Annotated in this window: 20 protein-coding genes; 9 read left to right on the forward strand and 11 right to left on the reverse strand. The window is 65.0% G+C overall.

The features are described 5' to 3' along the window. Together groEL and AC5JBD_RS15715 are read left to right on the forward strand one after the other, a co-directional pair. Positions 1–823, forward strand: an 823-nt coding sequence (gene groEL / locus AC5JBD_RS15710) for a chaperonin GroEL (RefSeq protein WP_495722766.1), incomplete at its 5' end; no start/stop codon positions are given. A 224-nt stretch (positions 824–1047) separates the two neighbouring features. Beyond that, positions 1048–1761, forward strand: a complete 714-nt coding sequence (locus AC5JBD_RS15715; RefSeq protein WP_495722767.1) for a hypothetical protein — start codon at positions 1048–1050, stop codon at positions 1759–1761. 31 nt (positions 1762–1792) lie between these two features. Here AC5JBD_RS15715 and AC5JBD_RS15720 read toward each other — a convergent pair whose 3' ends face one another. Both AC5JBD_RS15720 and AC5JBD_RS15725 read right to left on the reverse strand, forming a co-directional pair. After that, positions 1793–2047 carry a hypothetical protein gene (locus tag AC5JBD_RS15720; protein WP_495722768.1) on the reverse strand — a complete coding sequence of 85 codons (255 nt, stop codon included), beginning with the start codon at positions 2045–2047 and terminating at the stop codon, positions 1793–1795. Positions 2048–2149: 102 nt separating this feature from the next. Continuing rightward, the gene (locus tag AC5JBD_RS15725) at positions 2150–2413 is read right to left on the reverse strand and encodes a hypothetical protein (protein ID WP_495722769.1); all 264 of its coding nucleotides are present in this window, start codon (positions 2411–2413) and stop codon (positions 2150–2152) included. A gap of 193 nt (positions 2414–2606) precedes the next feature. Here AC5JBD_RS15725 and hslV point away from each other — a divergent pair, with 193 nt between their 5' ends. After that, positions 2607–3170 (forward strand): ATP-dependent protease subunit HslV, encoded by a 564-nt coding sequence (gene hslV, locus AC5JBD_RS15730; protein ID WP_495722770.1) that lies wholly within the window; start codon positions 2607–2609, stop codon positions 3168–3170. A gap of 102 nt (positions 3171–3272) precedes the next feature. On the opposite strand, the gene AC5JBD_RS15735 is transcribed toward hslV, so the two are convergent. Genes AC5JBD_RS15735 through AC5JBD_RS15745 form a run of 3 tightly spaced genes read right to left on the reverse strand, consistent with a single transcriptional unit; the run spans position 3273 to position 7179 of the window. Next, a complete protein-coding gene (locus AC5JBD_RS15735; protein WP_495722771.1) occupies positions 3273–4427 on the reverse strand; it encodes an iron-containing alcohol dehydrogenase in 1155 nt (384 codons plus the stop codon). After that, entirely contained in the window at positions 4427–5809 is a 1383-nt protein-coding gene (locus tag AC5JBD_RS15740) for an aldehyde dehydrogenase family protein (protein ID WP_495722772.1), read from the reverse strand. The genes AC5JBD_RS15735 and AC5JBD_RS15740 overlap by 1 nt, the downstream gene beginning before the upstream one ends. 14 nt (positions 5810–5823) lie before the next feature. Then, positions 5824–7179 carry a glutamine synthetase family protein gene (locus AC5JBD_RS15745; protein WP_495722773.1) on the reverse strand — a complete coding sequence of 452 codons (1356 nt, stop codon included), beginning with the start codon at positions 7177–7179 and terminating at the stop codon, positions 5824–5826. A gap of 92 nt (positions 7180–7271) precedes the next feature. On the opposite strand from AC5JBD_RS15745, the gene AC5JBD_RS15750 reads away from it, so the two are divergent. Both AC5JBD_RS15750 and hslU read left to right on the forward strand, forming a co-directional pair. After that, positions 7272–8387: an FAD-dependent oxidoreductase gene (locus tag AC5JBD_RS15750; protein WP_495722774.1), complete on the forward strand. Its 1116-nt coding sequence runs from the start codon at positions 7272–7274 to the stop codon at positions 8385–8387. A 59-nt stretch (positions 8388–8446) separates the two neighbouring features. Next, a complete protein-coding gene (gene hslU, locus AC5JBD_RS15755) occupies positions 8447–9748 on the forward strand; it encodes an ATP-dependent protease ATPase subunit HslU (RefSeq protein WP_495722775.1) in 1302 nt (433 codons plus the stop codon). Between the two features lie 120 nt (positions 9749–9868). Here hslU and AC5JBD_RS15760 read toward each other — a convergent pair whose 3' ends face one another. The 3 genes from AC5JBD_RS15760 to AC5JBD_RS15770 form a co-directional block, all read right to left on the reverse strand. Continuing rightward, positions 9869–10090, reverse strand: coding sequence for a hypothetical protein (locus tag AC5JBD_RS15760; RefSeq protein ID WP_495722776.1), 222 nt, complete (start codon positions 10088–10090; stop codon positions 9869–9871). A gap of 10 nt (positions 10091–10100) precedes the next feature. Next, complete coding sequence (locus AC5JBD_RS15765) at positions 10101–10310, reverse strand: hypervirulence associated TUDOR domain-containing protein (protein WP_495722777.1); 210 nt, start codon at positions 10308–10310, stop codon at positions 10101–10103. A gap of 73 nt (positions 10311–10383) precedes the next feature. After that, on the reverse strand, positions 10384–10758 hold the full coding sequence (locus AC5JBD_RS15770) for a response regulator (protein WP_495722778.1): 375 nt from the start codon (positions 10756–10758) through the stop codon (positions 10384–10386). Between the two features lie 296 nt (positions 10759–11054). On the opposite strand from AC5JBD_RS15770, the gene AC5JBD_RS15775 reads away from it, so the two are divergent. After that, positions 11055–12062 (forward strand): hypothetical protein, encoded by a 1008-nt coding sequence (locus AC5JBD_RS15775; protein ID WP_495722779.1) that lies wholly within the window; start codon positions 11055–11057, stop codon positions 12060–12062. Between the two features lie 110 nt (positions 12063–12172). Here the strand turns inward: AC5JBD_RS15775 and AC5JBD_RS15780 are convergent, their stop codons facing one another. Further along, positions 12173–13156, reverse strand: coding sequence for a hypothetical protein (locus AC5JBD_RS15780; RefSeq protein ID WP_495722780.1), 984 nt, complete (start codon positions 13154–13156; stop codon positions 12173–12175). Positions 13157–13488: 332 nt separating this feature from the next. Between AC5JBD_RS15780 and AC5JBD_RS15785 the strand changes: the two genes are divergently transcribed. The 3 genes from AC5JBD_RS15785 to AC5JBD_RS15795 are packed head-to-tail and all read left to right on the forward strand — an operon-like array spanning position 13489 to position 15508. Further along, entirely contained in the window at positions 13489–13938 is a 450-nt protein-coding gene (locus tag AC5JBD_RS15785) for a hypothetical protein (RefSeq protein WP_495722781.1), read from the forward strand. After that, positions 13931–14422, forward strand: coding sequence for an ImmA/IrrE family metallo-endopeptidase (locus AC5JBD_RS15790; RefSeq protein ID WP_495722782.1), 492 nt, complete (start codon positions 13931–13933; stop codon positions 14420–14422). The genes AC5JBD_RS15785 and AC5JBD_RS15790 overlap by 8 nt, the downstream gene beginning before the upstream one ends. Before the next feature lie 54 nt (positions 14423–14476). Beyond that, complete coding sequence (locus tag AC5JBD_RS15795; protein WP_495722783.1) at positions 14477–15508, forward strand: beta family protein; 1032 nt, start codon at positions 14477–14479, stop codon at positions 15506–15508. On the opposite strand, the gene AC5JBD_RS15800 is transcribed toward AC5JBD_RS15795, so the two are convergent. Further along, positions 15505–16161 carry a sce7726 family protein gene (locus AC5JBD_RS15800; RefSeq protein ID WP_495723001.1) on the reverse strand — a complete coding sequence of 219 codons (657 nt, stop codon included), beginning with the start codon at positions 16159–16161 and terminating at the stop codon, positions 15505–15507. The two genes, AC5JBD_RS15795 and AC5JBD_RS15800, sit on opposite strands and share 4 nt — an antisense overlap. Positions 16162–16196: 35 nt before the next feature. Then, complete coding sequence (lepA, locus tag AC5JBD_RS15805; RefSeq protein WP_495722784.1) at positions 16197–18017, reverse strand: translation elongation factor 4; 1821 nt, start codon at positions 18015–18017, stop codon at positions 16197–16199. Positions 18018–18086: the final 69 nt, after the last annotated feature.

Raw genomic sequence — 18086 nt, forward strand, 5'->3', positions numbered from 1 at the left:
GGCCGTCAAGGCGCCGGGCTTCGGCGATCGCCGCAAGGCGATGCTCGAGGACATCGCGATCCTGACCAATGGTGAGATGATCAGCGAGGATCTCGGCATCAAGCTCGAGAACGTCACGGTCAACATGCTCGGCCAGGCCAAGCGCGTCACCATCGACAAGGACAACACCACCATCGTCGACGGCGCCGGCCAGGCCGAGAACATCAAGGGCCGCGTCGAAGCGATCCGCCAGCAGATCGAGAACACCACCAGCGACTATGACCGCGAGAAGCTCCAGGAGCGTCTCGCCAAGCTCGCCGGCGGCGTTGCCGTGATCAAGGTCGGCGGCTCGTCCGAGATCGAGGTCAAGGAGCGCAAGGACCGCGTCGACGACGCGCTCCACGCGACCCGCGCTGCGGTCGAAGAGGGCATCGTCCCCGGCGGCGGCACCGCTCTCCTCTACGCCACCAAGGCGCTCGAGGGCATGAAGGGCGTCAATGACGACCAGACCCGCGGCATCGACATCGTCCGCCGTGCGCTGCAGTCGCCGATCCGCCAGATCGCCGAGAATGCGGGCCATGACGGCGCCGTCGTCGCCGGCAAGCTGATCGACGGCTCCGACCAGACGCTGGGCTTCAACGCCCAGACCGAGGTCTATGAGAACCTGGTCCAGGCCGGCGTGATCGACCCGACCAAGGTCGTCCGCACCGCCCTCCAGGACGCCGCGTCGGTCGCGGGCCTACTCATCACCACCGAAGCGGCGGTGAGCGAGATGCCCGAGGACAAGCCGGCTGCCGGCGGCATGCCCGGCGGCATGGGCGGCATGGGCGGCATGGATTTCTGACAAGACGGCCGGCGCTAAGGCAGCGGTCGCCCTGCGACCGCAACTTAGCGGCGGACTCGTCGAAGTCCGGCCGGCGGGCCGGCGATCTCTAAAGATCGCCGAACCCGACCGACGGCGCGGGCCGCCCCGCGCCGCTGCACCAGACCGAAAAGAAAGGGCCGGAGGCGCAATCCTCCGGCCCTTTTCTTTTGCTCTGAAGCAGTTAGTCTCCCCGAATAGGGGGGATGATCATGCACAAGGCCATCGCGCTTTTCGGAGCGCTCATCGTCGCGGCCTCGCCTGCGCTCGCGATCGAACCGCGGACGATCAGCTCACCCAGGCAGATCAAGCCGCAGCACGGCGCGGTGCGCCTCTCCGTCCAGAGCCAGGTCCAGCAGCAGGGCACCGTCCACCTCTGGTTCCTGCGCGAAGGCGGCGACCCGTCACGCTCCGCCGACATCCTGAAGTTCGAGCGCAAGCAGGGCGTGCCATTGCTCGGCATGAACACGGTCGACAGCCGTCCCGCCGTCTATTCGGTCGCGCCCGGACGCTATCGCTTGCTCGCCTACGGCGTCGCCTGTCCGAACCTGCCCCCGCCCGGAACCTACGCCTGCACGGCCACGATCAACAATATCCCGATGGGATCGATGCCGGCGCGGCGTTACGACGGCGAGGTCCCATCGTTCGAGGTCGAGACTGGCAAGCTAACGGAAGCGGGCGAGTTCATCCTGGAAGCGCGCCCCGATGCACCGATCGGGGAGGACGAGGCCCTCAAATTTTTGATGCGCGATCACCGCGCCTTCGAGATCCGTGTTCGCCCCACGGCAGTCGAAGGCCCGGCGGCCTTCAAAGGCACGGCCGCCGGTCCCGAGCCGAGCGTACCGCTCGCCTTCGTCTCTCAGATCACATGCCGGCAGCGCCCCAAGGGCGCGATGATGTACCTGCCGTTCACCTGCTGAACAGAAGCCGCTTTTCCCGCGGCGCCGACGATCACTGCGCGTTCGCCGCCGCACCCTCCGTTACATTCGCCTCGGCCGCCGCATCGGCCTCGCCGCTTCCTGCCTCGCCATTGCCGAGGCCGGTCTCGTCCGGCGCGGCCAGGCTGTCAGGTGACGCGTCCAGCATCTCCGCGGCCTCGTTCAATTGCTTCGATTCCTCCGCGGTGACGCCGCCCTCGCCCTCGCCGCCGCCGCAGCCTGCGAGCAGCACCAGCGCCGCCGCGCCCGCGATCAGGGATGCCCTCATGTCCGTCTCCTTCAAGCTCTTTGGCCAAGACTAGACGGACGGCAGGCAAAGAAAAGGGGCCGCGAGCACATGGCCCGCGACCCCCATCTCAACCTGGAACGCTTACTGGGCGTTCGTGGTGTTCTCGGCGACGTTCTCGAGCGCCTCGGTGCCGTTCTCGATCGCGTTGCCGGCCGCGTCGAGAGCGTTCTCGGCGGCGTCGATGGCATTGGCGTCGGCGGTGGCGGCGTTGACGTCGGCGGTCGCCTCGGTTGTGGTCTCGGTGGCGTTCGCCTCGGCGGTGTTCGCCTCGGTGGTCTCGCTGCCGCCGCAGGCGGTCAGACCGAGCGACGCAACGGCGGCGAGGGTGAGAGCAATCTTCTTCATTGGCTTTTCTCCACGTGGAGTAACTGTTTTCGCTGGGCGAGGTGCCGGCGGAACATCCGACGACTTCCAGCGGATTTGAGCGTTTATAGGTGCCGGAGCAGTATGTCTACTCTTTTGGTAGGCAATTCGTCGCATCCTTTCAAACACCTGGCTTCCTCCCCACATGGCCATCAGGGAAACGAGCGGAGACATCATGGAACAGTGGCACGGCACGACGATCCTGTCGGTCCGCAAGAACGGTCAGGTGGTGGTGGCGGGCGACGGCCAGGTGTCGCTTGGCCAGACCGTCATCAAGCCCAATGCGCGCAAGGTCAGGCGACTTGGCGACGGCTCGGTGATCGGCGGCTTCGCGGGCGCGACCGCCGACGCCTTCACCCTGTTCGAGCGGCTGGAGCGCAAGCTGGAACAGCATCACGGCGCCCTGATGCGGGCGGCGGTCGAGCTCGCCAAGGACTGGCGCACCGACAAATATCTCCGCAACCTGGAGGCGATGATGATCGTCGCCGACAAGGATGTCACCCTCATCCTCACCGGTAATGGCGACGTGCTGGAGCCGCAGGACGGCGTCGCCGCGATCGGCTCCGGCGGCAACTTCGCCCTCTCCGCCGCGATGGCCCTCAACGACTATGAGCAGGATGCCGAGACGATCGCCCGCAAGGCCATGAAGATCGCCGCCGACGTCTGCGTCTACACCAACGGGAATCTCACGGTCGAAAAGATCGAGCAGGCGGCGAGCTCCGACACCGCGCCGAGCTAATCTCCAGAAACCCGTTTGCTTCGAGCGAAGTCGGGAAGCCGGCGTGGTGAGAGGCGTTTCCCGACTTCGCTCGAAACGAACGATGATTGGAGACGGTCTGCTCTAGCCAACCCGCCCTTCTAGCGCCGCTTCCAGAACCTCACGCGCGGCAGCCGCGTCGAACGTCCGCGGATTCCCCCCCGCCGACGGATCCTGCTCCGCCATAACGGCGATCCGCTCGAGGCTTTCGGCGGTGACGTTCAGCTCCGTCAGCCCATGCGGAATGCCGAGGCTTCGCCGCAGCTCCAGCACCCAGCCGAGGAAGCCGCCGAACGACGCATCTTCAAGCCCGATAAACCCGGCCAGCCTTGCCATTCGCTCCTCCACGGCCGGGCGATTGAAGGCCAGCACGTACGGCATCAGCACCGCATTGGTGAGCCCGTGATGGCTGCCGAGCATGGCTCCGATCGGGTGGGACAAAGCGTGCATGCCGCCCAGCCCCTTCTGGAACGCCGTCGCACCCATCGATGCGGCGACCAGCATGTGGCCGCGCGCATCGATGTCGGTTCCGTCCTCCACTGCCCGCGGCAGCCACTCGCGGATCAGCTTCACGCCCTCGGCCGCGATGCCGTCGGCCATCGGGTGGAAGCCGGGCGCGCAATAGGCCTCGATGCAGTGGGACAGCGCGTCCATGCCGGTCGCGGCGGTGACGTGCGGCGGCAGCCCCACCGTCAGCTCCGGATCCATGATCACGATGCCCGGCAGCATCTTCGGGTGGAAGATGATCTTCTTGAGCCCGGCATCCTCGTCGAGGATCACGCCCGCTCGCCCCACCTCCGAGCCCGTGCCGGCCGTGGTCGGCACGGCGACGATAGGCGCGATGCCGGCGGGATCGGCGCGCGACCACCAGTCCTCACGGTCCTCGAAATCCCAGAGCGGCCGCGTCTGGCCGGACATGAAGGCGATCGTCTTGCCGGCATCGAGCGCGCTGCCGCCGCCGAACGCGATCACGCCGTCATGGCCGCCATCCGCATAGGCAGTCAGGCCCGCCTCCACATCCGCTCCAACCGGATTGGCATGGATGGCCGAGAACAGGCCCGCGCCTTCCAGCCCCGCCAGCGCCTCCCCCACCATCGGCAGCGCCGCCAAGCCCGGATCGGTGACCAGCAGCGGCCGTTCGATGCCGAGCTCCCGGCACGCCTGCGGCAGTTCCGCGATGCGGCCGGCGCCGAAGCGGATCGCGGTCGGATAATTCCAGTTGGCGTTGGGAAGGGCCATCAGGCGGTCCTCAGGTGGAAGGATCGGGGTCGGGTGACGCTTTCGAAACCCCAGCGGCCCAGCGAAGCGCCGCGGCCGCTATCCTTCACGCCCGTCCAGGCGAGCAACGGGTCCAGATAGTCGCAGCGGTTCATGAACACGGTGCCGGCCTCGATCTCGGGCGCCAGCCGGTCGGCGGCGGGCAGGTCGCGGGTCCAGATCGAGGCGGTCAGGCCATAAGCGCTGTCGTTCATCAGCCGCACCGCCTCTTCGTCGCCGGCGACCGGCATGATTCCCACCACCGGCCCGAACGTCTCCTCGCGCATCACCGTCATCGAGTGATCCACGCCGGTCAGCACCTGCGGCATCAGATAGGCGCTGTCCGCCTTGTCGGCCGGGAAAAGCTGGCGTTCGACATGGGTCACGGCGCCCGCGTCCACGGCTTCCCGCACCTGCTGCCGCACCTGTCCCGCTGCCCGCGCACTCGACATCGGCCCGAGGCTGGTCTCGGCATCGAGCGGATCGCCGAGCCGGTAGCGATGCGTCGCCTCGACGAAGCCATCGAGAAACGGCTGCCACACCGCCTCATGGACATAGATGCGTTCGATCCCGCAGCATGATTGGCCGCTGTTGAAGAAGCTGCCGTCGACCAGGCTCTCGACCGCGGCGGGCAGGTCGGCGTCCTCGCGCACATAGGCCGCATCCTTCCCGCCGAGCTCCAGCGTCAGCGTGGTGAAGGAGCCCGCCGCCGCCCGCTCAATCGATCGCCCGCCCTCGACGGAGCCGGTGAAGGTCGCATGATCGACAAGGCCCGAGCCGAGCAGGCGCGCCGTCTCCTCATGGCTGAGGAACAGGTTGGCGAACAGGCCGTCCGGCAGCCCCGCTTTCTTCAGCGCCTCGGCGAAGCGTTCGCCGGCGAGCAGGGTCTGCGAAGCATGTTTCAGGAGCACGGCATTGCCCGCGATCAACGCAGGGATGATCGTATTCGCGGCGGTCAGGAACGGATAGTTCCAGGGCGCGATCACCAGCACCAGGCCGGCGGGCACCCGCGCCACATAGCGCCGCGTTCCAGCGCCCGGTGCCGGCTCGACCGGCGCCAGCGCCTCCTCCGCGATGGCGACCATCCCGCGCACCCGCTCCACCAGCGATCGAAGCTCGCCCTCGTAGCGGACCGGCCTTCCCATCTGCCAGGCAAGCTCCGGCACGATCTGAGAGTTCAACTTCTCCATCGCGCCGACGAAGCGAAGCGCCATCCGGCAGCGCTCGTCGACCGGCACCCGCCGCCACTCCCGCTGCGCCTGCCGCGCCCGCTCGATGGCGCGGTCGACCTCGGCCGGCAGGGTGGGCGCCCGCCGCGCATATTCCCGCCCATCGACAGGCGAGATGCAGATGAGGTCGCTCAAGCCGTCGCTCCCGGTCAGATGATCTCGAAATAGCGGGCGAGTTGCCAGTCGGTGATCGCCTTGCGCGCCTCTCGCTCCTCCCATTCGCGGGTGGCGGCATAATGTTCGACGAACTCGCTTCCGAACAGCGCCCGCGCCGGCTCCGAGGCTTTCAGGCGCTGGGCAGCATCCCAGAGCGTGGACGGAAGCGTTCGCTCCGATCCAAGTTCCTGCTCGTATGCATTGCCGACGATCGCCTCGTCCGGCTCGATCTGCCGCTCGATCCCCCAGAGACCCGATCCGATTGCCGCGGCAAGCGCCACATAGGGGTTTATGTCGGCCGCGCCGATCCGATACTCGACGCGCTGCGAGTTGGCCGATCCGCCGATCACCCGCAGCGCGCAGGTGCGGTTCTCATAGCCCCAGGTCGCCGAGGTCGGCGCCCAATAGCCCGGGATCATCCGCGTGTAGCTGTTGACCGTGGGCGAGACCATCGCCAGCAATTCGGGCATCAGCGCCTGCTGCCCGCCGACGAACCAGCGCATCCGGTCCGACATCGCATGCGGCTTGCCTTCCTCGTGGAAGAGCGGCTGCCCCGTTTCCTTGTCGAGCAGCGACATATGCAGGTGCCCCGACTGACCCGGCCAGTCGCGCGACCATTTGGCCATGAAGGTCGCCATCCACCCGCGCCGCTGGGCGAGGATCTTCGTGATCGTCTTGAACAGCGCGCCCTTGTCCGCCGCCTCGAGGGCATCGTCGACCTTGATCGCTGCTTCCAGTACGCCCGGGCCGGTCTCGGTATGCAGCCCCTCCAGCTCGATCCGCATCTGGTCGCAGACCGACCAGAGCTCCTGGTAGAAATCCGAATGCACCCCGGAGCGGAGCATCGAATAGCCGAAATAGCCGGGCGTGATCGGCTTCAGGTCGCGATAGCCCTTCTCGCGCACCGAATGTGGCGTCTCCTCGAAGACGAAGAACTCGAATTCGGCCGACGCCTTGAGCTTGAAACCCATGCCCGCCGCGCGGTCCAGCACCCGCCGCAGGACACCGCGCGGATCGATGGCTTCCGCGCGGCCGGTGAACTCGCCCAGGATCAGCGGCATGCCGCCCTCGAACGGCATCTCCCGCAGCGTCTCGGGAAGCAGCCGCGCCTCCGCGTCGGGATAGGCGGTGTGCCAGCCGGTGAAGCTCAGATTGTCGACCAGCTGGTCGCTCGAATCCCAGCCCAGCACCACGTCGCAGAAGCCGAAGCCCTTCTCCAGTGCGGAGGCGAGCTTGTCAGCGGCCATATATTTGCCGCGGAAGATGCCGTCGATGTCGAAGACGCCGACCTTGGCGCAGGCCGGCTCCCGTTCGCGCACCACCTTCAATATCTCTTGCGGCGAGAGCATCGCGTCTCCTTCTCCACCGGCCGCTTCTGGAAGAGCGGGTGCAAAGGCACAAGCCGTGGACGCGGCGGCGGTTCCAACGCTACAAATCCCGGGTGCAAAGCCCTCTTGTCGACCGCCGCCAATTGCTGTCCGCAGGCGCCGCCGCGGCAGGTGCACTGGTCCTGCCGGGTTGCGCAACAACGACGCCGGCTTTGCGCGTCGCCACCCCGACCGGCTGCCTGCCGCCGGTCCGCGTGGCCGAGAACCGTGTCATCCGCACCGTCGCCGGGCTCCGCCCTTACCGCGCTTCGGGCTTCGTGGTTCGCGCCGAGCCGCTCGGCGACAAGCGTCTGGTCCACAATTACGGCCACGGCGGCGCCGGCATCACGCTCAGCTGGGGCAGCTCGCGCCTCGCGGTCGATCTCGGGGTGCCCGGCCATCAAGGGCCGGTGGCGGTGATCGGCGCGGGCATCATGGGCCTCACCACCGCGCGGCTGGTGCAGGAGGCGGGCTTTCCCGTCACCCTTTACGCCAAGGCGCTGCCGCCGGACACCACGTCCAACATCGCCGGCGGGCAGATCTCGCCCTACGGTCATTTCGATCGCAGCCGGGTAACGCCGGAATGGCGCCGCCAGTTCGCCGCCGCGATGGACTATAGCTGGCGGCGCTTCCAGCTCATGGTGGGCGAAGAATACGGCGTGCGCTGGCTCACCACCTATAATGACGGCGACGGCCCCGATCCGTCCGATCCGCTCGACCGCTACCATCCCGCCGGCCGCGTCTACACAGCCGACCAGCACCCGTTCCCGGTCGATCGGATCGCCAGCTACGACACCATGTATGTCGAGACCGGCCGCTTCCTCCGCCGGCTGCTCGGCGACATCGAGAATGCCGGCGGCCGCATACAGACGCGCAGCTTCGCGACGCCTGCGGACATCACCCAGCTGCCCGAGCAACTCGTCTTCAACTGCACCGGCCTCGGCGCCCGCGACCTGTTCGGCGATACCGAGCTGGAGCCGGTCCGGGGCCAGCTCGCGGTGCTGCTCCCGCAGCCGGAGGTGCGCTACGCCTTCACCGGCCAGGGCTATATGTTCCCGCGGCCGGATGGCATCATCCTCGGCGGCACGTTTGAACGGGGCGAATGGTCGACCACGCCCGATCCAGACGACATCGCCCGCATCCTCGCCGGCCACAAGCGGCTGTTCGAAGGCTTCCGCTGCACCGCTTGATCCCGCCCCGCCAGCCTCCATCTAGGGCCAAAGCGAACCTTTCGGGCAAAAGCACTGACATGAACGACTCTCTCACCCCCAAGGCGGTGGTTGCCGCCCTTGACGCGCATATCGTCGGCCAGACCGAGGCCAAGCGCGCCGTCGCGGTGGCGCTGCGCAACCGCTGGCGCCGGCAGCGCCTCGAGAACGGCCTGCGCGACGAGGTCACGCCCAAGAACATCCTCATGATTGGCCCCACCGGCTGCGGCAAGACCGAGATCAGCCGCCGCCTGGCCAAGCTCGCCGACGCGCCGTTCGTGAAGGTCGAGGCCACCAAGTTCACCGAGGTCGGCTATGTCGGCCGCGACGTCGAGCAGATCGCCCGCGACCTCGTCGAGGAAGCGGTGCGCCTGGAGAAGGAGCGCCGCCGCCTCGCCGTCAAGGACGCCGCCGAGGAGGCTGCGATGGACCGCCTGCTCGACACCCTCACCGGCAAGGGCGCCAGCGAAGCGACCCGCGAGAGCTTCAAGCGCCGCTTCCATGACGGCCATCTCGACACCAGCGAGGTCGAGGTCGACGTCTCGGACCAGCCCTCCACCCCGTTCGAGATCCCCGGCATGGGCGGCCAGGTCGGCATGATCAATCTCTCCGACATCATGGGCAAGGCGCTCGGCAAGCAGGCCCAGAAGCGCCGCCGGCTCAAGGTCCCCGACGCCTGGACCAAGCTCGTCGAGGAGGAGGCCGACAAGCGCCTCGACACCGACGACGTCAATCGCGCCGCTTTGGCCGACGCGGAGGCGAACGGCATCGTCTTCCTAGACGAGATCGACAAGATCGCCGTCTCCGACGTGCGCGGCGGTTCCGTTTCGCGCGAGGGCGTCCAGCGCGACCTCCTGCCGCTCATCGAGGGCACCACGGTCGCCACCAAATACGGCCCGATGAAGACCGACCACATCCTCTTCATCGCCTCCGGCGCCTTCCACGTCGCCAAGCCGTCCGACCTCCTCCCCGAGCTCCAGGGTCGCCTCCCCATCCGCGTCGAACTGAAGGCGCTGACCGAGGAGGATTTCGTCCGCATCCTCCAGGACACCCGCGCCAGCCTCACCGAGCAATATCGCGCCCTTATCGCTACGGAGGGAGTCGAGGTCGACTTCACCGACGACGGCATCCGCGCCATCGCCCGCATCGCCGCCGAGGTGAACGGCCAGGTCGAAAATATCGGCGCCCGCCGCCTCCAGACGGTGATGGAGAAATTGCTCGAGGACGTCAGCTTCGAAGCCGAGGACCGCCAGGGCACGACGGTGCTGGTCGACGCCGCCTACGTCGACACCCAACTCGCCAGCATCGCGCGGAACACGGACCTCAGTAAGTACGTCCTGTAGCACCGCGAGCAAGGCGGACGACGCGAAGCGACGCTCCGCCTTGGTCAAGAGATGCGAAAGGCCGGCCGGTCTCGCTTTGGCGAGGACCGACGGCGCGGGGCCGCCCCCGCGCCGCTGCGCCTACTTGTTCGTCCGCCCCTCTTCCATATTCACCCCGCCGGCGACGCCCGCGTCATTGTCGGTGTCGCCTTCGAAGGTGTTGTCGCCTTCGATCAGCTCCGTGTCCTCGCCGCCTTCGCGGGCGAACAGGCCCTTGGACGAGCCGATCCCCGGGTTCCGCTCCAGATCGTCCTGAAGCTCGACCGGCTGCTCGCCGGCGTTCGGATGCTTGCTGCTGCTCATCGCCTTCTCCTCATTCCCTGCTGAGCGCCGACGGCTTGTGCGCCGCCTCGCCGGAGCCGCTGTCGGACTTCACCAGGAACTGCGGATCGTCCTTGGACGCCCGCACCTGGTGGCTCTTGATCTTCGTATCGGAGGTGAGCTTCTTGACGACATGGCCGTGCGCCTCGCCGCCATGGCTCTTCCACTTCACCTTGTCGCCTGCCTTCAGGTCCTCGGCCATCTCCGTCTCCTCATGCCGGCCTTGCCAACGAGCGGACGGCGCGGGCGGTTGCGGGCGCCGGGGCGAAAGGTGGTCAGGAGGCGACCGGCGTCGTCAGCAGCGCCTTCAGCGCCGCCTCCAGCGCGTCCTGGCTGAACGGCTTGGTGAGCGTCGGCCGGTCCTGCCATTCCTCGGGCATGCTGAAGTCGCCATAGCCGCTGACGACCAGGAACGGGATGCCGCGCTCCGCGAGCGTCCGCGCCACCGGAAACACCTTGCCGCCCCGTATGTTGAGGTCGATCACGGCCGCGTCGATCTTCTCGCCCGCGGCCATCTCCAGCGCGATCGCGAGGTTGCCCATTGGCCCGACCACGTCGCAGCCGAGGTCCTCGAGCATCGCCTCCAGCATCTCGGCCACGACGGGCGAATCCTCGACCACGAATATCCGGCGCGACGCGAGCTGGTCCATGAAGCATCCTGAGGCAGCGAAGGACGCTCGGCCCCCCTGTCGAGAACCCGAGCGCCGCATGGGGAAGACCATGCCTGGAGGCTAACCCGCCGAAGCGGCGGGTGTTCCAGCCGACCCGCCGAGCACATGACCGCCGGCGCGAAGCGCCGCCGGATCAAGTGCGAAGAGCCGGGCCAGGCCGGCCAGCCTGCGCGCAGCGACAGGACTGACGGCGCGGGCCGCCCCGCGCCGCCGCACCACCCACGCCGCAAATTCCCTCTTTCCTACACAAACCAACTTGGTTCACACCGCGAATCATGAAGAACCGCACCCCCGTCCTCTGCGACCGCTGCCGCGCCGAAGGCCTCGCCGGCCTCGGCTCCTTCTCCGCCATGAAGCCTTTGCTCGACTTCGCCCCCGTCCCGCGCCGCCCGCGCCACGACGGCTGGACCCCGAAGCGCCAGCGCGCCTTCATCGCCGCCCTTGCCGAGACCGGCTCGGTCAGTCAGGCCGCCGCCGCCGTCAACATGACGCCTGAAGGCGCTTATTATCTCCGCCGCCAGCCCGGCTCCGACGAGTTCCGCGCCGCCTGGGACGCCGCCCTCGATCACGGCGCCGAGATCGTCGACGGCGCTGCGCTGGAGCGCTCGATCCACGGCGTCGCCGTGCCGATCTTCCAGGGCGGCAAGCAGGTCGGCGAGCGCCGCGTGTTCAACGAGCGCCTGACCATGTTCCTCCTCCAGCACAGGAAGCCCGCCAAATACGGCCATGCCAAGCGCGGCGACCTCAAGGCCGAGGATGCGAAGCGCGCCGAGGAGATCCGTGCCGAGACGATCGAGCGCCACGACGAATGGATCGATCGCCTGTCCTGGCTCTACGGCAAGCGCATCGGCCAGGAGCGCAAGGCGCGGCTCGAAGGCAATGTCATCGCCGCCGATTTCTACCTTCGCCAGCTCACCCACATGGAGGTGCTGCTGGAGCTGGGCGGCGGCGGCAAGCATCTGCTCTTCTGGGCCGAGGGCGGCAACGGCTCCGGCGAGGACCCGCCCTTCAACAGCGGCAAGAGGATCGCCGCCACTCAGGTCACCGAAAATCTCGACGCGATGCGCCGCGAGGTCTGGGCCGAAGCCGGCGAACCCGACCGCCCGGCCCCGTTCGGCAATCGCGAGGTTCTCCACGGCGGCATGTGGGGTGGGCCTGAGCTGGAGCAGCGGCAGGCGAAGCTGGCCGATGCCCGGGCGCGAGCCGCGCAGGCGCAGAGAGATTGGGAACAGGCGGTCAGGGACCAGGTCGAAGCCTTGCGCCCGAGCCCGCCGAGCACATGACCGCCGGCGCGCAGCGCCGCCGGATCAAGTGCGAAGAGACGGGGCCAGGCGGACGGCCTGCGGCTTCAGCCGACAGGACCGACGGCGCAGGCCGCCCTGCGCCGCTGCGATTAGGCCGAGAGCCGCCTCTGGTGACGCTCAATCGCAATGAGCAGGAAAAAGAACATTAGCACCAGAAAGCCGCCAACGATCTGCAAGGCCGTCCAAAGTGTCGTCTTGCCCATGAGGTTGCCGAAGCTAATCTCTTCGCGCTTACGCGCCGCCTCGGCCTCATATCTTTCCCGCCGCTCGTTCATCAACGAAAAGTACCGATCCTGGAAGGCGCGGAAAATCTGCGCATGTGTCTGGGTATCCTCCGGGAATTCCTGGGTCCGGACTGTTTCGGTATAAGGCACTTCCACCGCCCGAATGGTCGGGCAGCCACCGTTTTCGTACCAACCGATGCACGTATATCCATCCGGGTCCCAGCCCTCGCGCACTTCGGTGCGTGTCCGCTGAATCTTTCTCGCCACGGTCACCTTTTTGGCAGTCTTGTACTTCTGCAACCGCTGTTGAGTTTGCGGTTTGCCGGCCGCTTCAGTCATGACAGCGAGCAGTCGGTCGAGTTCAGCTTTATCTGCTTGGAAAAAAAGCTCTCCCTTCGCGATTGCCTGAATACGCTCGTTAGATTTTACAAAGGCGTCATCGAATTGATCACGGCTTAGAGGCTTGTCTTCCTTCTGACGGAAGGGCTCGAACCCTTTCCGGTAGAGCCCATAATAGCGGTTCACAAAGTCGGTGTAGTAGCGTTGATGGATTGGGTCGACGAACGGTCTTGGTGCTCCGTTGCCGGCCCTCGGTCTTGCGACAGGCATTTCGGCATCGGTCAGTTCATCGGCCGCTACTGTCGCTTGCTGCTCAACTACCGAGGCTGGTGATTGAGCAATTTTCCACAGGCTCCAAGCCGCCAGCCATGCTGCATAGAGCAAGAGGCCCGTCGCGATGATCAGGATAGCCGCTCGCAATGCCTTCAGGTAAAAGCGCTCCGCTCGATCAAGCGCCGATCCCAATCGTGTCCGAAACGCCTCCTGCGGCGGGATGCTAATATCGTTCATTGCGCTGCCCCCTTAGGCGCCCCCGCCTATCTAATAATTTGAAGCGGTTGGACGTGAAGGTGTCAAGGTGGCGGCAAGGCAATTCAACATTGATCATGGTCTGCGATCACCGCCTCGCGCCACGGGACAGACTGTTAGCTCAGTGGCGATCAGCCCATGCCAAAGACGATGATGCTAGCGACGGAGGGGCATGAGCCGCCACGGGCGCGGTAAAACAGCAGTGGGGGGGCAGGGTACCGCGCGTATCAATTAAGGCTCTTCGCTCGCTTGCATTGACTCTGACGCCATTTCCGTTCCATGTCTGTTCCAGTGGCCGGGTGTGAGGATGCAGGGTGAGCGCCTACTACGGATCGAAAATACCGGAACCACCGCCGCCCCAAGAACCTCACTTTGGGCGCGTTATTTGGACACTGCTTGGTGGAGTCATAGCCGCAGCCTTCGTCCTGTTCCTTCAGGGAGCAGGGATCAAGTTGACCGGAGGTAAAATGAGTTTCGAGGTATTCGCCGGCGTCCTCTTAACCGCAGTGGCCGTTATAGTCGCCGTGTTTGGTGCGGGCTTGGCAATCTTAGCCTTCTGGGGTTTCTCTCAGTTAAAGAAAGAATCTATCAAAGCATCCGTGAGTGCTGCGCGACAGCAGGTAGATCGCCTAATTCGCGAGGAGATCGCATCGCCGGAGATGGAGCAGAGAATACGTCATAGAGTGGATGAGATCGTTTTGGGTAATGCTCGAGACAGAGAGCTCGACGCTGATCTTGATGAAGAGGGAGGCGCCGGTGCCTAGCCGTGAGTGGCAGCGACTGCCCGAACAACAAAAGCAGATTATTAGAGAACATCAAAATGACTTCCCTATCCAACTTGCTCCATTAGCACGGGCACTTGGCATTAGAGTACAAGCTTCAACTCTGGCCCCGGGAATTTCTGGTGAGTTACGACCAGACGGTGCAGGAGGATTTGTAATTCGAGTGAATCGGCATGATGCGCCTGTAAGGCAGCGTTTTACGGTCGCTCATGAGATCGCGCATTTCCTGTTGCACCGGGATCACATCGGTGGCGGGATTAGGGATGATGTTCTTTATCGATCTGCTCTTTCGGATGCTCGTGAGGCAGAAGCAAATAGGCTAGCAGCTGACATTCTCATGCCTGAGGATAACGTGTGGAATTCATATCGGCGGCAGCGCGGTCGGGAGAGAGATGAAGCCATTATGGAACTTTCTCAGCAGTTTGGAGTGTCCGAATCTGCCATGAAGATTCGGCTCGATTTATAGGTAACCTGATAATCTATGGCCCTTCGTGAGCTCAGTGACGTGCCCTACCTCCCAATGCTGTCTTTACGGCCAGCGGAGATGCGCGCCCTAGAGGAGCTTCCCAATCGAACGAAGGACCTATTGCTTCCGATCATATCCCTTCGGCCGTGGGGAGCGGCACATCATCTTGAGAGTGCCCTTGAAAGAGTGCAGCGCACGTACGGCAGTCGCCCTGTCGTTGTAGGGATGGGGTACCCTGAGCCAATTAGGTCTCGCCGTCCGGTTCACGACGCACTGGATGAGCTGCGGGAGGTCGATGCCGGCTACGAAAGCTGGTGCGATTTCATCGAGCATCACGACAACTTTATCCCCGCAGTGCAACTCGGATCGGTTCGGGACGAGATCCGGCAGTTTGAGTGCTTCCACGGGCTTGGGCGGGGTATGGTGGTGATTGTGGAGCAGCCCGGCTTCGGCGGCGTTCGTGCGCTCTCGAGCAGAGTCTCTGATGCCACCGATGGCGGCGAAGATGTTTGCTTCGTGCTGGATTATCTTCGGGTTTCGCGGGATCACCTGCAGCGTGCAGCGGCAACCGCGGGGATCATTGACACTATTTTGGCGGAGGCGCCGGAAGCATACATCAGCGTCTCAGCCTCTTCGTTCCCTGATAACTTTGTGAATGTGCCCGAACAGCAAATCTATGAGCGTCGGCTTTTTGATGCCGTCATGCAGGCAGTCGATACTGACCGGATGATCTATAGTGACCGCGGCAGCGCGAGGGTTGAAAGACAGCAGGGTGGGGGCGGCACTCCCAGTCCCCGGATCGACTATCCCATGCCAAGGGACTGGAAGTTCTACCGCTCAGAAGACTCAGTGGGATTCCGTGGTTACCGCGAGCAGGCGCGGCGCCTGATGGCCGACGCGGTATGGAACGGGGACCTGCGCGTTTGGGGAACACAAATGATTGAGAGGACTGCCGCCGGGGACTCATCCGCCATCTCGAATCCGGCTCGATCGACTGCTGCCAGGATAAATATTCATCTGCAGGTGCAGAGTTTCTACGACGACCCCGCCTCAGCCGCCGATACTGACGAGGAGTGGGAGGACTAATCCTCCAGGTCAACGCTGGCTTCGGCCCAACGGCGCCAAAATTCGTCCCGATTTTCGGCATGCTTACGGTGAAGCGTCCGCAGTTCAGCAAACCTACTCAGGCTAGCGAGGTCCTCCTCCCTGATCCCACGTCCTCTCACTTGATCCCAGAAAGCCGCGCTTGTCCGTCCATACCGAGCTCTGAATGCTTCAGCGAAATAGGCTCTCGGTGTCTCTGGACTTGCGCCTGCTTGCGTTCCAAAAAAGCGTCGCCTTTCCTGCTGAGGCAGAAGGTCAAGTAGCACCATGGGGTCTTTGGCTGGCCCAGTACCCGCCGGAATGACCTCCTCGATTTGCCCGGCGCCTGTCAGCCGCCATAGCGCTGCGCCCTTCAGCCAAGCGGAATCTATACCTCTGATGTGCTTGTCAGCGACTACGAGCACCACTCGATCGAAGTACGTAGCGTATGCATCGAGCTGACCTCGGAGCCGCCGCAACGTATCGCTCGCACTTTTGATCTCTACGCCAATGAAGTCTTCCGCCAATATGGCCAGGTCCGCTCTAACCCCGCTCTTGGGCAAGGGGAACTCAGGCGCGACAGTTGGCTTGGCTCGCCGGCCAGCGGCCCGGCGCACCTGCGCGAGGATCGCGGCTTTGATTCTTCCTTCGTCCATGCTCAGCAACTCACGAGTGGCACGAAATTCTGCTGTCACTCCTCCCCCATCCGCAGCGCTGCGATAAACGCCTCCTGCGGAATGCTCACCGAGCCATATTCCCGCATTCTTTTCTTCCCCTCTTTCTGCTTGTCCAGCAGCTTGCGCTTGCGCGAGATGTCGCCGCCATAGCATTTCGCCGTCACGTCCTTCCGCAGCGCCGCGATCGTCTCCCGGGCGATGACCTTGCCGCCGATCGCGGCCTGGATCGGGATCTTGAAGAGGTGGCGGGGGATGAGGTCCTTGAGGCGCTCGCACATGTGGCGGCCGCGCGCTTCCGCGGCGGCGCGGTGGACGATCATCGAGAGCGCGTCGACCGGCTCGTTATTGACCAGGATGTTCATCTTGACGAGGTCGCCCTCGCGGTGGCCGATCTGGTGATAGTCGAAGCTGGCATAGCCGCGGCTGATCGACTTCAGCCGGTCGTAGAAGTCGAACACCACCTCGTTGAGCGGCAGCTCGTAGGTGAGCTGGGCGCGGCCGGCGACGTAGGTCAAATTCTTCTGGATGCCGCGGCGGTCCTGGCAGAGCTTCAGGATCGGCCCGAGATATTCGTCGGGGACGTAGATGGTCGCCTCGATCCACGGCTCCTCGATGCTCTCGATGCGGTTGGGATCGGGCATGTCGGCCGGGTTGTGGAGCTCGATCGTCTTGGCCGCCTCCTCCTTCGAATGGCTGAGGTGGATGCGGTAGACCACCGACGGCGCCGTGGTGATGAGGTCGAGATCATATTCGCGGGTCAGCCGCTCCTGGATGATCTCGAGGTGGAGGAGGCCGAGGAAGCCGCAGCGGAAGCCGAAGCCCAGCGCCGCGCTGGTCTCCATCTCGAAGCTGAACGAGGCGTCGTTGAGGCGGAGCTTGGAGATGCTTTCGCGGAGCTTCTCGAAGTCGTTGGCGTCGACCGGGAAGAGGCCGCAGAAGACGACCGGCTGGACTTCCTTGAAGCCGGGCAGCGCTTCCGCGGCGGGCTTGCGGACGTCGGTGATGGTGTCGCCGACGCGGGTCTCGGAGATGTCCTTGATCTGGGCGGTGATGAAGCCGACCTCGCCGGGGCCGAGTTCGGCGAGCTGCTCGATCTTGGGGCGGAAGGCGCCGACGCGGTCGACCAGGTGCTGGGTGCCGCCGGCCATGAACTTGACGTTCTGGCCCTTGCGGATCGCGCCGTCGATGACGCGGATCAGGATGACGACGCCGAGATAGGGGTCGTACCAGGAGTCGACCAGCATCGCCTTCAGCGGCGCGCCCCTGTCGCCCTTCGGCGGGGGGATGCGGGTGACGATCGCTTCCAGCACCTCGTCGATGCCGATGCCGGACTTGGCGCTGGTCAGCACCGCGTCGTCGGCGGGGAGGCCGACGATGTCCTCGATCTCCTTGCGCACCTTGTCCGGCTCCGCGGCCGGCAGGTCGATCTTGTTGATCACCGGCACGATCTCATGATCATGCTCGATGCTCTGATACACGTTCGCCAGGGTCTGAGCTTCGACGCCCTGCGCCGCATCCACCACCAGCAAAGCCCCCTCGCACGCGGCGAGAGAGCGGCTCACCTCATACGCAAAGTCCACATGCCCAGGCGTATCCATCAGGTTGAGGACGTAGGCGTTGCCGTCCTTCGCCTTGTAATCGAGCCGCACGGTCTGCGCCTTGATCGTGATCCCGCGCTCCTTCTCGATCTCCATATTGTCGAGGATCTGCCCATGCGTCATCTCGCGCTCGGTCAGCCCCCCCGTCCGCTGGATCAGCCGATCCGCAAGCGTGGATTTCCCATGATCGATATGGGCAATAATCGAGAAATTACGGATACGGCTAAGGTCGGTCACGTGATACGCCAATGTCGGGAGTTTCGCGCCCGATAGCAGCGGCGGCGGGTGAGGCAAAGGGCGGCGACG

It is taken from the genome of Allosphingosinicella sp. (assembly GCF_059502505.1).